General features: G+C 62.1%; 15 protein-coding genes. 8 read left to right on the forward strand and 7 right to left on the reverse strand.

Annotated features, from left to right (window positions below):
- Window positions 1-57: 57 nt before the first annotated feature.
- The 3 genes from M8Q45_RS04410 to M8Q45_RS04420 form a co-directional block, all read right to left on the reverse strand.
- A complete protein-coding gene (locus M8Q45_RS04410; protein WP_030141187.1) occupies window positions 58-528 on the reverse strand; it encodes an RNA methyltransferase in 471 nt (156 codons plus the stop codon).
- Between the two features lie 203 nt (window positions 529-731).
- On the reverse strand, window positions 732-1,106 hold the full coding sequence (locus tag M8Q45_RS04415) for a YajD family HNH nuclease (RefSeq protein ID WP_003184246.1): 375 nt from the start codon (window positions 1,104-1,106) through the stop codon (window positions 732-734).
- A gap of 48 nt (window positions 1,107-1,154) precedes the next feature.
- A complete protein-coding gene (locus M8Q45_RS04420; protein ID WP_030141186.1) occupies window positions 1,155-1,841 on the reverse strand; it encodes a spermidine synthase in 687 nt (228 codons plus the stop codon).
- 76 nt (window positions 1,842-1,917) lie between these two features.
- Here M8Q45_RS04420 and M8Q45_RS04425 point away from each other — a divergent pair, with 76 nt between their 5' ends.
- Window positions 1,918-2,202, forward strand: a complete 285-nt coding sequence (locus M8Q45_RS04425) for a hypothetical protein (RefSeq protein ID WP_249873723.1) — start codon at window positions 1,918-1,920, stop codon at window positions 2,200-2,202.
- Window positions 2,203-2,356: 154 nt separating this feature from the next.
- On the opposite strand, the gene M8Q45_RS04430 is transcribed toward M8Q45_RS04425, so the two are convergent.
- Both M8Q45_RS04430 and M8Q45_RS04435 read right to left on the reverse strand, forming a co-directional pair.
- Window positions 2,357-2,830, reverse strand: coding sequence for a cyclic nucleotide-binding domain-containing protein (locus tag M8Q45_RS04430; protein WP_030141184.1), 474 nt, complete (start codon window positions 2,828-2,830; stop codon window positions 2,357-2,359).
- 219 nt (window positions 2,831-3,049) lie between these two features.
- Window positions 3,050-5,104: a S9 family peptidase gene (locus M8Q45_RS04435; protein WP_249873724.1), complete on the reverse strand. Its 2,055-nt coding sequence runs from the start codon at window positions 5,102-5,104 to the stop codon at window positions 3,050-3,052.
- A gap of 158 nt (window positions 5,105-5,262) precedes the next feature.
- Between M8Q45_RS04435 and M8Q45_RS04440 the strand changes: the two genes are divergently transcribed.
- From M8Q45_RS04440 to M8Q45_RS04470, 7 genes are all read left to right on the forward strand, one after another.
- Window positions 5,263-5,757 carry a hypothetical protein gene (locus M8Q45_RS04440; protein WP_030141182.1) on the forward strand — a complete coding sequence of 165 codons (495 nt, stop codon included), beginning with the start codon at window positions 5,263-5,265 and terminating at the stop codon, window positions 5,755-5,757.
- A gap of 31 nt (window positions 5,758-5,788) precedes the next feature.
- Window positions 5,789-6,565 (forward strand): class II glutamine amidotransferase, encoded by a 777-nt coding sequence (locus tag M8Q45_RS04445; protein ID WP_030141181.1) that lies wholly within the window; start codon window positions 5,789-5,791, stop codon window positions 6,563-6,565.
- Window positions 6,566-6,577: 12 nt separating this feature from the next.
- A complete protein-coding gene (locus tag M8Q45_RS04450; protein WP_003184238.1) occupies window positions 6,578-7,120 on the forward strand; it encodes a DUF2937 family protein in 543 nt (180 codons plus the stop codon).
- Between the two features lie 380 nt (window positions 7,121-7,500).
- Window positions 7,501-8,787 (forward strand): MFS transporter, encoded by a 1,287-nt coding sequence (locus M8Q45_RS04455; RefSeq protein ID WP_198797160.1) that lies wholly within the window; start codon window positions 7,501-7,503, stop codon window positions 8,785-8,787.
- A 63-nt stretch (window positions 8,788-8,850) separates the two neighbouring features.
- On the forward strand, window positions 8,851-9,603 hold the full coding sequence (locus M8Q45_RS04460; RefSeq protein ID WP_249873725.1) for a 5-oxoprolinase subunit PxpA: 753 nt from the start codon (window positions 8,851-8,853) through the stop codon (window positions 9,601-9,603).
- Window positions 9,600-10,304, forward strand: coding sequence for a 5-oxoprolinase subunit PxpB (pxpB, locus tag M8Q45_RS04465; protein ID WP_249873726.1), 705 nt, complete (start codon window positions 9,600-9,602; stop codon window positions 10,302-10,304). The genes M8Q45_RS04460 and pxpB overlap by 4 nt, the downstream gene beginning before the upstream one ends.
- Window positions 10,301-11,221, forward strand: coding sequence for a 5-oxoprolinase subunit C family protein (locus tag M8Q45_RS04470; protein ID WP_249873727.1), 921 nt, complete (start codon window positions 10,301-10,303; stop codon window positions 11,219-11,221). The genes pxpB and M8Q45_RS04470 overlap by 4 nt, the downstream gene beginning before the upstream one ends.
- Window positions 11,222-11,326: 105 nt before the next feature.
- On the opposite strand, the gene M8Q45_RS04475 is transcribed toward M8Q45_RS04470, so the two are convergent.
- Together M8Q45_RS04475 and M8Q45_RS04480 are read right to left on the reverse strand one after the other, a co-directional pair.
- The gene (locus tag M8Q45_RS04475; protein ID WP_249873728.1) at window positions 11,327-12,505 is read right to left on the reverse strand and encodes a vWA domain-containing protein; all 1,179 of its coding nucleotides are present in this window, start codon (window positions 12,503-12,505) and stop codon (window positions 11,327-11,329) included.
- A 34-nt stretch (window positions 12,506-12,539) separates the two neighbouring features.
- A complete protein-coding gene (locus M8Q45_RS04480) occupies window positions 12,540-13,385 on the reverse strand; it encodes an AAA family ATPase (protein WP_249873729.1) in 846 nt (281 codons plus the stop codon).
- Window positions 13,386-13,724 lie beyond the last annotated feature (339 nt).

Here is a 13,724-nt window from a genome sequence, read left to right on the forward strand (position 1 = left end):
AATTGTATAAAGCTGACTGCCAGAGCGAATCCGTCGTTCCATGGAATTTCCCGCCGGTCAGCGGAATTGCGGGCCCGAGCGCGTGTTGTTGCCTTTGGCCATGCGGTCGTACAACACGACATTGACCGTGGCCGCCAGGTTCATGCAGCCGTTGGTGGGGATGTAGATCACGTCTTCGCACCAGTCGCGGATGTCTTTGTCCAGCGAACCGTCCTCGGGGCCGAAGATGTACAGCGCTCGGTCCGGATGGGTGTATTCGGGCAACGGACGGGCGCCTTCCACCAGCTCGACGGCCACCGGCACGCAGCCCAGGGGCAGGATCTTCTTCAAGTCGTCGATGCCGATCAGCGGAATGTCGTAATGGACCTTCTTGGTGTCGGTGACGAAGTCGGCGGCGCGTTCATAGCGCTTGCCGGTGTAGAACACCGACGCCACGCCGTAACAGCCGGCGGCACGCATGACCGAACCGACGTTTTCCGGCGACTTGGGGTTGAACAGACCGATGCAGCTGTAGCGTTTGTTGGCCACGGACGGGGTGCCTTTGGGAAAAGGCGCGATTATACGGGGAATGGGGAAGGGTGGTCAGGTTCGAGATGTGTGGTGTTTGTTTGATTGCCATCGCGAGCAAGCTCGCTCCCACAGGGTTTTGTGAACGCCGAAAATCCACTGTGGGAGCGAGCTTGCTCGCGATGACGGCCTTGCAGCCTGTAAAAATGCTTGGGTGATGACGATTACTCGTCTTTCTTCATCAAGCCAGCCAACGCGGCGAACGGGTTGTGGGTCGCCTTGGCAATCTTCGGCGTGCTCAGGGAGCCGTCGCCAAAATATTGCTGGTCGGTGTAGCGCGAGTGCTCGTTGTCGTGGCAATACAAGCACAGCAGCTCCCAGTTGGAGCCGTCCTGTGGATTGTTGTCGTGGTTGTGGTCGCGGTGGTGAACGGTCAGTTCGCTCAGGCGCTTGCCGGAAAACTCACGGGCGCAGCGGCCGCAGACGTGGGGGTACATTTTCAGGGCTTTGTCGCGGTAGCCCATCTCCCGGTCGCGCTGGGCGTCGGCGAGGATGCGGTCCAGCTTGGCGGTGTTGGACGGTGGGGTGGACGAACTCATGGGTTCACCTTTGTAGAAAAGACAGATGACGGTTGGACAGAGTTTAGCTCAGCCCTTGAGTTTCTCGGCAATCCAGATGGTGTGGCGGGTGCCTTTGTTGCCATGGGCGAACACTTGCACTTCTTCGGCCTTGAAGCCGGCCTTCTTCAACTTGTCGGAAAACTGCCGGTCGGCGCTCGCCGACCACACCGCCAGGACGCCTTTAGGCCGCAGGGCCTTGGCGCACGCCGCCAGGCCTCCTGCCGAATACAGCCAGCTGTTGGCTTTCTGGGTCAGGCCTTCCGGACCGTTGTCGACATCGAGCATGATCGCGTCGAACCCCTGGGGCTCGGCTTGCAGCACCTTGGCCACGTCTTCCATGCGGATCACGGTGCGCGGGTCGGACAGGGGGCGCCCGGCCTTTTCACCCAAGGGGCCGCGATTCCACTCCACCACGCCTGGCACGAGTTCGGCCACTACCACTTCGGCGCTCTTGCCCAGGTGCTTGAGGGCGGAGGCGAGGGTGAAACCCATGCCGAGTCCGCCGATCAACACGCGCGAGCCGGGGCGACCGGCGACTTTGCGGCAGGGGATCTCGGCCAGGGCGTCTTCGGAACCGTGCATGCGGGTATTCATCAGTTGCCCGCCGTCGCCGCCCTGGATCTTGATCACGAAATCTTCGCCGTACTCGAACAGGCACAGGGCGCCGCCGTTGTCAGGGATAGGCGTGGTGTCGAGCAGAACAAAACGTTTCATGGAAATCTCATGGGGAAGGAGCAGACCGGCCCGGCAGGGGCTAGCCTGAAAGCAGACAATAGCCACGGAGCCATTGATGAAGTGCATCATTCTAACGGCCATTGCCCTGACGGCGCTCTCGATAAGTTGCGCCCAGGCCCAGCAGCCGACCATTCCGGTCAGCCCGCCCAGCATCCCGGGGGCGCCGGGCACCGCCACGCCCATGCCCTATCCGCCGGTGACACCCAGCGGAGTGCCCAAGGTGGCACCCGGGAACGGCCCGCCCCTGTTGCCGCCCATCGAAATGCCCAGGCCGCCCAAGGACCAGCCGATACCGGGTATGGAGCCGAAGCCGCCGAAGGTCAAGACGCCGGGGGGGTAGGACGCCTACACAATGCAATAACCTGTGGGAGCGAGCTTGCTCGCGATATCGGTGTATCAGTCAACATTGATACTGGCTGAACTGACGCTATCGTCGGATCGCCGCCCGGAGCAAGCTCGCTCCCACAGAGGGCTCCGGCTAGGTTTAATGGTGGTCAGACCTGCTGCGACAACAACTGTCCATCCGCCATGCGCAAGCGCTTGGACAGGGAGACGGCGAGGGCGCGGATGATCTTGGCGGCGATCTTGGGCGCGTCGTTGAGCATTTTTTCCAGGGAATCCTTGCCCAGGTTAAGCAACTGGCAATCGGTGGCGGCGATGCAACTGGCCGAGCGCCGTTCGCCGTCGAGCACGGCCATTTCACCGAACGCCCGGCCGCTGCGCAGCGTGGCGATGGTCACTGGCTGGCCGTCGGGACCGGTTTTCTGCACGGCCACCTGGCCGGTGTGAAGGATGCACATGAAGCTGCCGGCATCACCTTCACGGAAAATCGCCTCGCCCTGGGCGATGGTGCTGATGCTGAAGTAACCCGAGGCGGCGGCAAAGTCGACGGGCAGCAATTGGTCGAACAGACCGCAGTCCATCAGCCAATCGCGAATTTCTTTGTTCAGTAAGGTCGGTTCTGACATGTCGTCACGGTCTTTTCTTATCGTTTTTGCGGTTATGGATTGTCATGAATGTATGGCGAAACCCTTGTGGGAGCGAGCTTGCTCGCGATGGCGTCAGCTCAGCCAGCATCAATGTTGACCGACACACCGCTATCGCGAGCAAGCTCGCTCCCACAGGGGATTGTGTTGCATCCGGGGCCCAGCGCATGGAGCTAAGACCCAGCCATCCCACAGAGTTCCTCAGGCCACTTCCAAAACCTTCAATACAAACGCATATTCGAGTGCTACGTCACGCAATCCCTGGTAGCGACCGCTCATGCCGCCATGGCCGGCGCCCAGTTCGGTCTTGAGCAGCAGCGGGTTGTCATCGGTCTTGGTGGCCCGCAGCTTCGCGACCCACTTGGCCGCTTCCCAATACTGCACGCGGCTGTCGTTGTAGCCGGCGATCACCAGCATGGCCGGGTACGCCTGGGCGCGGACGTTTTCGTACGGGGCGTAGGCCCTGATCCGATCATAGGCGTCCGGCTCCTCGGGATTACCCCATTCGTCGTATTCGGTCACGGTCAATGGCAGCTCGGGATCGAGCATGGTGTTGAGCACGTCGACAAACGGCACTTCCGCGATCGCGACCTTGAACAGTTCCGGGCGCTGGTTGAGCACCGCGCCGATCAACAGCCCGCCGGCACTGCCGCCGCTGATCGCCAACTGGTCGGCGGTGGTCAATCCCTTGGCGACCAGGTGTTCGGCGCAGGCAATGAAGTCGCTGAAGGTGTTGTGCTTGTGTTCTTGCTTGCCGGCGCGATACCAGGCCTCACCCAGTTCACCGCCACCACGCACATGGGCGATGGCGAACGCCACGCCGCGGTCCAGCAGGCTCAGCCGCGAATGGGAAAACCACGGGTCGAGGCTTTCGCCATAGGCGCCGTAGCCGTACAGGTACAGCGGCACGGGTTTGCCGAGGGATTCTCGCTTGACCACCAGGCTGATGGGCACCTGTGTGCCGTCCGGCGCGGTGGCCCAGAGTCGTTGGCTCACGTAGGCATCGGCATCGAACGGGCCCAGCACCGGGGTTTGCTTGAGCACGACCTGATTGCCGCTGGCCAGGTCCAGCTGGCGGATCTGCGCCGGGCGATTCAGCGCCTCGTAGCGCAGGCGGATGCGCTCACTGACGAACTCCAGGCTGTTCTGTACGTGCAGGCTGTAGGCCGCGTCTGGCAATTGCACCCGATATTTCGGCGAACCCTGTGGGTGAACTTCGATGATCGGCAGGCCACCTTCGCGCAGGCTCAAGGTCATGGCCGTGGCGTTCAGGCTCAGGCCGTCGATCATCACCGTGTCGCTGTGGGGGATCAGGTTCTGCCAGTCAGCCTCGATCGGCGCCGCACCTGTGTCGGCCGCCTGGTACAACGCGAAGTTGATACCGTCGCGGTTGCTACGGATGAACCAGGTCCATTGATCGTCAAGCAGGCCATGATCGATGTCGTATTCATGGTCCTCTACCCGTGGCGCCACGCAGGTGAACGGCTGCTGCGGTTGCGTCGCGTCGAGCACCCAGACTTCGCTGGTGGTCTTGCTGCCCAGGGACAGGATCAGTTGGCGCTCCGAGCTTGAGCGATAGCAATGCAGGAAAAAACGCCCGTCCGGCTCGTGGAACACCTCTTCGGCGGCGGTGCCGTCCAAGCGATAGCGGAACAGCTTATGGGGGCGATGGGTCTCGTCCAGCTCGCCGAAGAACAGCGTCAGGCTGTCGTTGGCCCAGGTCATGCTGCCGTCGCAGTTTTCGAAGGACAGTTCGCTGACCTTGTCGTTGGACAACTCCTTGACGAACAGCGTGTAGATCTCATCGCCCGTGGTGTCCAGGCTGTAGGCCAGGCGCTGGTGATCGGGGCTGATGCTGAACGCGCCCAGGGCAAAGAACCCACCACCGGCCAGGGCGTTAGGGTCCAGCAGCAGCTGTTCACGGCTTTCGTCGACGGTCAGGCTGTCGTCGGCCGGACGCGGGCAGCGGTAGTGGCGCGGATATTCGTCGCCGGCCGTGGTGCGGGTGTAGTAAAGGTACGGGCCCCACGGTGAAGGGAGCGACAGGTCGGTCTCGAGGATCCGTCCCTTGATTTCCTGGAACAGCGTTTCGCGCAGTTCGGCCTGGTCGGCGAGCACTGCTTCCTGATAGCTGTTTTCAGCCTTGAGGTATTCGAGCACGGCATCGGTGTCGCGCTCCTGCAGCCAGGCATACGGGTCGACGCCGGGGTCCTTGCGGGCAATCGGGGCATCGCAAATTTGGGCAGATAGGGGCATGGAAAAACTCTCGAGCGTGATACGAAAAGGGACAAGTGGCCTGCAGGGTCGGTTCGGTCGCCGAGCTGGAAATTTGACCGCATCAGTCTGCTGCAGAAGCCGGGGCAGCCTGGCGAGCGAAAAGCCGTTACTATAAGCGCCTCTTTGCCTGCCTTGCCATGGACACCATGACCGAGAACGACTATCTGATTGCCTGGGGCTTGTACGCCTTTGCCGCCCTGGGCTGCCTCCTGGTTTGGATGCGCATGACCCGCTTCATGTGGCGCTGGTTGCGCGAGCCGCTGCGGCTGCTGATGGCAGTGCTGCTGTTCAGCCCCACCATCGTGGACCCGGTGAAGGAAAAATTTGCCCCAGCGCTGGCCATCGCCGCCCTGGACGTGTTGTTCAAGGTCGGTAACAACGTCTGGCGCGCGGCGTCCGATCTGCTCATGTACGGCATGATCGCCTTCGGCCTTTATCTGATTTTCGTGCTGATCCGCTTCCCCATCGAGCGCGCTGCCAACGCTCGCAGGGAGCGGGCGGCCGCCGCGAAAGCCGCCGCCGCTGCGGAGCCGGATGACGAGCCACCGTTCGGTGTAGCCGGTGACGACCGTTACGGTCGGCCACCCGTGCCGAGCAATCCCCAGCGTTCGCGAATCGAACCACGCCTGTAGCCGGGCTGCCCAATCAATCGAGGGTTCGAGCATGTGTGAGTTATTGGGCATGAGCGCCAATGTGCCGACCGACATCGTGTTCAGCTTCACCGGGCTGATGCAGCGCGGCGGCAAGACCGGGCCGCACCGTGACGGCTGGGGCATCGCGTTCTATGAAGGCCGTGGCCTGCGCCTGTTCCAGGACCCGGCTGCGAGCAGCGAGTCGGAAGTGGCGAACCTGGTGCAGCGTTATCCGATCAAGAGCGAAGTGGTCATCGGGCACATCCGCCAGGCCAACGTCGGCAAGGTCTGCCTGTCCAATACACACCCGTTCGTGCGCGAGTTGTGGGGCCGCAACTGGTGTTTCGCCCACAACGGCCAACTGGCCGATTTCCAGCCGGGCGTGAGCTTCTACCGCCCGGTGGGCGATACCGACAGCGAAGCGGCGTTCTGTGATTTGCTCAACCGCGTGCGCCAAGCCTTTCCCGAGCCGGTGGAAGTGGAGCAGTTGTTGCCTTCGTTGATCGCGGCTTGCAGCGAATACCGCAGCAAGGGCGTGTTCAATTGCCTGCTCAGCGACGGCGACTGGCTGTTCTGCTATTGCTCGACCAAACTGGCCCAGATCACCCGGCGCGCGCCGTTCGGCCCGGCGCGGCTCAAGGATGTCGACGTCATCGTGGATTTCCAGGCTGAAACCACCCCCAACGATGTGGTCACGGTGATCGCCACCGAACCCTTGACCGAAAACGAAACCTGGACCCGCTACGAACCGGGTCAATGGAGCCTGTGGCGACGCGGTGAATGCGTCAGCCATGGCCGCACCGAATAAGGACGTCACGTTATGTTGCTCAGTTATCTACGGCTGGTGTTGTTCGCGGTGGGCCTGTTGGTTGGGGTCCAGGTGCCGGGTTTCATCAATGATTACGCCAAGCGGGTCGAGGCACACCTGATCGAGGCGCAAACCGGCCTGCAAGGTTTTCAGGGCACCGCCAATCAATTCTTCAAGGGTGACATGCAGGCCCTGGTGGCCCATTACCGTGCCAGCGAGGACCCTATCTTTCGCAGCGACGCCGACAGCCTGAACACCTTGCTGGTGCGCCAGCAGGCGTTGGACAAGCAGTTCCAGGCGATGCAAGGCCCGTGGTACATCCGCTTGTTGCAGGTGGCGCTGGCGGCCGATCCGGATATTCGCAAGGAAACCTGGAACGGCTACAGCTACCAGATCCTGCTGACCCCCGAAGCGATGATCTGGGGCATCAGCGGCGCGATGCTGCTGTCGTTCGGCCTGGAATGCCTGTTCCGCCTGATCGACTGGGTGGTGCTGGGCGGCAAGCGGCTGCGCCAGAGTCGGCCGATCGAAGAGCGTGACCTGCGCGGGCTCTGACTCGATGGTTCAGTGAGCTTCCTGTGGCGAGGGAGCTTGCTCCCGCTGGGCCTGTAGGAGCTGCCGAGCGAAGCGAGGCTGCGATCTTTCCAAGGACACTTGAATCTCAAGCGAAAGATCAAAAGATCAAAAGATCAAAAGATCAAAAGATCAAAAGATCGCAGGCTTCGCCAGCTCCTACAGAGCCCAGCGGGAGCAAGCTCCCTCGCCACAAAAGCGGTCCACTTTTCCTGGCGATGCTCTGCCCAATCAAATTTTTCTTATGACCCGGCCAAGGTTTTATTCGTTGGACGCGATTGGCTGCGCGCTCAAGAATCGGGGCAACGGTCTCCACGTCTGCGTCGTCGAGACTCACAACAATAAAACCGTGGAGAACCACCATGAGTGCACCCGACACGCTCGGCGTCCCCCAACCCCAGGCCCGTTCCGGTCCGTTCGATTGGTACCGCAACATCAACCAGCAGGAACGTCGTACCTTCTGGAGCTGCAAGATCGGCTACGCCCTGGACGGCATGGACACGCAAATGCTCAGCTTCGTGGTGCCGACCCTGATTGCGATGTGGGGTATCACCACCGGACAGGCCGGGTTGATCCACACCAGCACCCTGATCGCCTCGGCCTTGGGCGGCTGGGTCGCCGGCATTCTCTCGGACCGCATCGGTCGGGTGCGCACGTTGCAACTGACGGTGCTGTGGTTCGCCTTCTTTACCTTCCTGTGCGGCTTTGCCCAAAACTATGAACAACTGCTGATCGCCCGCACCTTGATGGGCTTCGGTTTCGGCGGTGAATGGACCGCTGGCGCGGTGTTGATGGGCGAGGTGATCCGTGCCAAGGACCGCGGCAAGGCGGTGGGCATGGTGCAGTCGGGTTGGGCGCTGGGCTGGGGCATGACGGCGATTCTGTACGCGCTGCTGTTCTCGGTGTTGCCACCGGAAGACGCCTGGCGCGCCTTGTTCATCCTCGGCATCGTGCCTGCCGTGTTCGTGATTTTCGTTCGCCGGTTGGTCAAGGATCCGGAAGTCTATAACCAGACCAAGGCGCGGCTGACGCCAGAAAATCCGGCGAAGTTCTACGAGATCTTTGCCCCCGGCATTCTCTTCACCACCCTTCGTGCTTCGCTGTTGACCACCGGTGCCCTGGGCGGCTACTACGCCATCACGTCCTGGTTGCCGACCTTCCTCAAGAACGAGCGTGGCCTGAGCGTCCTGAGTACCGGTGGCTACCTGGCGATGGTCATCGTCGGTTCTTACGTGGGTTACGTGATCAGCGCGTACCTGAGCGACATCCTCGGTCGCAAGAAAAACTTCGTCCTGTTCGCCGTGGGTTCGTTCACCATTGTATTGCTGTACACCCAGGTGCCGGTGAGCAACAACGTGATGCTTTGGCTGGGCTTTCCCCTGGGCTTCTTCGCCTCGGGAATGTTCAGCGGCATGGGCTCGTTCCTCACCGAACTGTTTCCGACCCGCATCCGGGGTTCAGGGCAGGGGTTCTGCTACAACATCGGCCGGGCAGTGGCGGCGTTGTTCCCGTTGTTGATCGGTATCCTGAGCCAGAAGGTACCGTTGAGTGTCGGTATCGGGGCGTTCGCGGCGGTGTCCTACGGCGTGGTGATCCTGGCGGCCCTGAGCCTGCCGGAAACCCAAGGCAAGCAGTTGGAAGCCGAGTAACTGATAACCTGTGGGATGCAAATCCCACGGTCAAAGAAGAAAGAACCTACAGGAGCGTTCACCGTGAACCGCCTGCTATTGAACTGCGACATCGGCGAGAGCTTCGGCAGCTGGACCATGGGTCTGGACGCCGAGGTGATGCCCTTCATCGACTGCGCCAACATCGCCTGCGGCTTTCATGCCGGCGACCCGAGCATCATGCGCAAGACCGTCAGCCTGGCCCTGGGCCACGGCGTGCGGATCGGCGCGCACCCGGCCTATCAGGACCTGGCGGGCTTCGGCCGTCGTTCCATGGCCTATGGCGCCCAGGAACTGCAGGATCTGCTGCACTATCAGATCGGCGCCCTCGACGGCATCTGCCGTGCCCAGGGCGGGCGCGTCAGCTATGTGAAGCCCCACGGCGCGATGTACAACGACATGATGGCCAACCCGGCGCAACTGCGCGCCGTGATCCAGGCCGTCGCGGCCTATGACCGGCAACTGCCGCTGATGCTGATGGCGACCCGTGACAACGGCGCCGCCCAAGCCCTGGGCGACGAATATGGCGTGACCCTGTGGTTCGAAGCGTTTGCCGACCGGGCCTACGATAACGCCGGCCGCCTGGTCTCGCGGCAAGCGCCGGGCGCGGTGCACCACGATCCCGAAATCATTATTGGGCAGGCCCTGACGATCGCTCGCGGCGATGCGTTGACCGCCAACGACGGCAGCGCCTTGCACCTGAAGGCCAACACCTTGTGCGTGCACGGCGACAACGCCAGTTCGGTGGCCGCCGTGCAACGCATCCGCGAAGCCCTGGACCGGCAGAGCGCGCCATGAAGCCACGCGTGGAAGGGGTAGCGGTGGATTGCCTGATGGTGCGCCTGTTCGACGAAATCGCCGAGGCCAACATGCCGTGGATGCTCGCCGCCAGCGAGCGTCTGCGTCAGGTTTTCGCCGACGATCTGATCGATCTCGTGCCGTCCTATACGACCTTGATGGTGCATTACGATTTGCTTGCCCTGACGCCGGCCCAGGCGCGCGATTTGATCGGGGAAGCGCTGAACAACCTTTCCCCGGATGCCCGGTCTGCTGGGCAATGCCATGTGCTGCCGGTGTGGTACGACCCCAGCGTCGGACCCGAGTTGGGTGTGCTGGCGAGTCGCAGCGGGCTGACGGTGGAGCAGGTGATCCGTCGCCACAGCGAGCGCGAATACCAGGTGTTTGCCCTGGGCTTTGCGCCAGGTTTTGCATTCATGGGATTGGTGGACGAAGCACTGGCCGCACCGCGCCTCGACACCCCGCGCAAGCGCGTGGCGGCGGGCAGCGTTGGCATTGCCGAGCGCCAGACTGCGGCGTATCCGGTGGTGTCACCTGGCGGCTGGAACCTGATCGGACGAACCCCGGCCAAGTTGTTCGACCGCGAGCGCGACGGCTACAGCCTGATGCAGCCCGGTGACACGGTGCGTTTCGCCGCCGTCGATCACGCTGAATTCATCGCCTTGGGCGGTGACGACACACCGCTGGAGGCCCAGGCATGAGCCGTTTGTTGATCGAGGCCAGCACCCCGCTGTGCCTGTTGCAGGACGCCGGCCGGTTCGGCGTGAGGCACCTGGGCGTGACCCAGGGCGGCGCGGCGGACTGGCTGTCGATGAGCTGGGCCAATTGGATGCTCGGCAATGCGCCGGACGCGGCGGTGGTGGAGATCACCCTTGGCGGCTTCACGGTGTTGGCCGAAGACGATTGCGTGCTGGCGTTGGCCGGGGCGGACCTGGGCGCGCGCATTGACGGCCAGGGCGTGGCGTCGTGGCGCTTCTTCAGTTTGCGCAAAGGCCAGGTGCTGGCGCTCACTCAGCCCGTGCTTGGCGCCCGGGCCTACCTGGCGGCGCCTGGCGGGTTCGATGCACCGCAAGTCCTGGGCAGCCGCTCGACGGTTGTACGTGAAGAGCTCGGCGGTCTGGATGGGCGGGGGCGAGCGCTGGGTCGCGGTGACCGCTTGAGCTATTCAGGCCCGGCGACGCCGCGTCCAATGCCGTACACGCGGATTCCTGATTTCCAGCAGGTGCAGCCGCTGGACCTCATCCTCGGCGCGCAGAACGGTGCGTTCAGCGGGCGTAGCCTGTTTGATGCGTTCAATACCGATTGGACGCTGGACAGTCGCGCCGACCGCATGGGCATGCGGTTGTTGGGCTCGACGCTGGAATACCAGGGGCCGGCGATGATTTCCGAAGGCATTCCGCTGGGCGCCGTGCAGGTGCCGCCGGACGGCCAGCCGATCGTGCTGCTCAACGATCGGCAAACCATCGGCGGTTATCCGCGCCTGGGCGCCTTGACCCCGCTGTCCCTGGCCCGGTTGGCACAATGCCTGCCAGGGACGCAGGTGCGGTTGCGGCCGGTGGTGCAGGAGGTTGCGCATCGGCAGCAGGTTGAATGCCTGCAGGTGTTTTTGAAAGGCTAGAAGCATCGCGAGCAAGCTCGCTCCCACAGAGATCTTCGTCACACCTGAGATCCCTTGTGGGAGCGAGCTTGCTCGCGATGAGGCCTGTACAGGCAACCAAAAATCCTACTTGGAAAGAAACCGCATCCCTTCCTCCAACCCCCGCAACGTCAGCGGGTACATCCGGTCTTCCACCAACTCGCGCACGATGTTGGTCGAGGCGGTATAGCCCCAGGTGTCCTTGGGGTACGGGTTGATCCAGATGAGCTTCTTGTATTTCTCCATGAAGCGCTGCATCCACACATAACCGGCTTCTTCGTTCCAGTGCTCGACGCTGCCGCCGGCCTGGGTGATTTCATAGGGCGCCATGGCCGCGTCACCAATGAAGATGACTTTGTAGTCGGCGCCGTATTTGTGCAGCAGATCCTGGGTCGAGGTGCGCTCCGAGGTACGACGCAGGTTGTTCTTCCACACCGATTCATAGACGAAGTTGTGGAAGTAGAAGTATTCCAGGTGCTTGAACTCGGTCTTGCAGGCCGAGAACAATTCTTCGCAGATCTTCACGTGGGCATCCATCGAGCCACCGATGTCGAACAGCAGCAACAACTTCACGGTGTTGCGCCGTTCGGGGCGCATCTGGATATTCAGCAGGCCGGCATCCCGGGCGGTGTGGTCGATGGTGCCGTCGATGTCCAGTTCTTCGGCCGCGCCCTGGCGGGCGAACTTGCGCAGGCGGCGCAGGGCAATCTTGATGTTGCGGGTGCCCAGTTCCACTTGGTCGTCGAGGTTCTTGTACTCGCGCTGGTCCCAGACCTTGACGGCCTTGCCCTGGCGCTTGCCGGCGTCGCCGACCCGGATGCCTTCCGGGTTGAACCCGCCGGAGCCGAACGGGCTGGTACCGCCGGTGCCGATCCACTTGTTACCACCGGCATGGCGTTCCTTCTGTTCTTCCAGACGCTTCTTGAATGCTTCGATCAGCTTGTCCAGGCCGCCCAGGGATTGGATCTGCGCCCGTTCCTCGTCGGTCAGCGAGCGCTCGAATTCCTTGCGCAACCAGTCTTCGGGAATCAGCGCCTGGAGGTGATCGTCGAGTTTTTCCAGGCCGTTGAAGTACGCGGCGAACGCCCGGTCGAACTTGTCGAAATGCCGTTCATCCTTCACCAGGATCGCCCTGGACAGGTAATAGAACTCGTCCATGTCGGCGAAGATCACCCGCTGTTTCAGCGCGTTGATCAGGTCCAGCAGTTCACGCACCGACACGGGCACCTTGGCGGCGCGCATCTCATTGAACAGGTTAAGCAGCATGGCAATCGCCCTCGCTCTTGTTGGCCGAAGAGACTCAGCGAGTGCCGCGGCGGCTCATGAACGCCAGGCGCTCGAGCAGTTGCACGTCCTGTTCGTTCTTGACCAGGGCGCCGGCCAGCGGCGGAATCGCCTTGGTTGGATCGCGCTCGCGCAGCACCGCCTCGCCGATGTTGTCGGCCATCAGCAGTTTGAGCCAGTCAACCAGTTCGGAGGTGGACGGTTTTTTCTTCAGGCCGGGCACCTTGCGCACGTCGAAGAACACGTCCAGCGCTTCGCTGACCAGGTCCTTCTTGATGTCCGGGTAGTGCACATAGACGATTTTCTGCAGGGTGACGCGGTCAGGGAAGGCGATGTAGTGGAAGAAACAGCGGCGCAGGAAGGCGTCCGGCAGTTCCTTTTCGTTGTTGGAGGTAATGATGATGATCGGGCGCTGCTTGGCCTTGATGGTTTCGTCGGTCTCGTAGACATAGAACTCCATCTTGTCGAGTTCTTGCAGCAGGTCGTTGGGGAATTCGATGTCGGCCTTGTCGATTTCATCGATCAGCAGGATCACCCGCTCCTCGGACTCGAAGGCTTCCCAGAGCTTGCCCTTCTTCAAGTAATTGCGCACGTCATGGACCTTGTCCACGCCCAACTGGGAATCGCGCAGGCGGCTGACCGCGTCGTACTCGTACAAACCCTGGTGGGCCTTGGTGGTGGACTTGATGTGCCAGGTGATCAGGCGCGCGCCGAAGGACTCCGCCAATTGTTCGGCCAGCATGGTCTTGCCGGTGCCCGGCTCGCCCTTGACCAGCAACGGTCGCTCCAGGGTGATGGCGGCGTTGACGGCCAGTTTCAGGTCATCGGTGGCCACGTAGGCGCTGGTGCCTTCGAACTTCATCTGCAATTCCTCGAACGGTGTCGCCGGCCCGGCGAGGCGGGGCGCGCGAAATAAATGTCGTGCCCGACTATACCGCGAGGCCCCGCCGACTGTGAACGCAGACGCTGTATTCAGTCTCTGAATGGGTCGTCACATGTTGACTCAGTCTCGGCGGCTTGCCAGTGTTGCATATCGCCAAATTGGCGATATGTTAAGGCCCAAGTTTTGTTAAAGGCGAAGCGCTGTTGTGGCGAGGGAGCTTGCTCCCGCTCGAGTGCGCAGCGCTCGCGGGCTTTTTAGGGCCGCTTCGCAGCCCAGCGGGAGCAAGCTCCCTCGCCACAAGTGCGCAACACGAAAGTT

The organism is Pseudomonas sp. T1.Ur, assembly GCF_023516725.1.
In the GTDB taxonomy this organism is placed as follows: Bacteria; Pseudomonadota; Gammaproteobacteria; order Pseudomonadales; family Pseudomonadaceae; genus Aquipseudomonas; species Aquipseudomonas alvandae.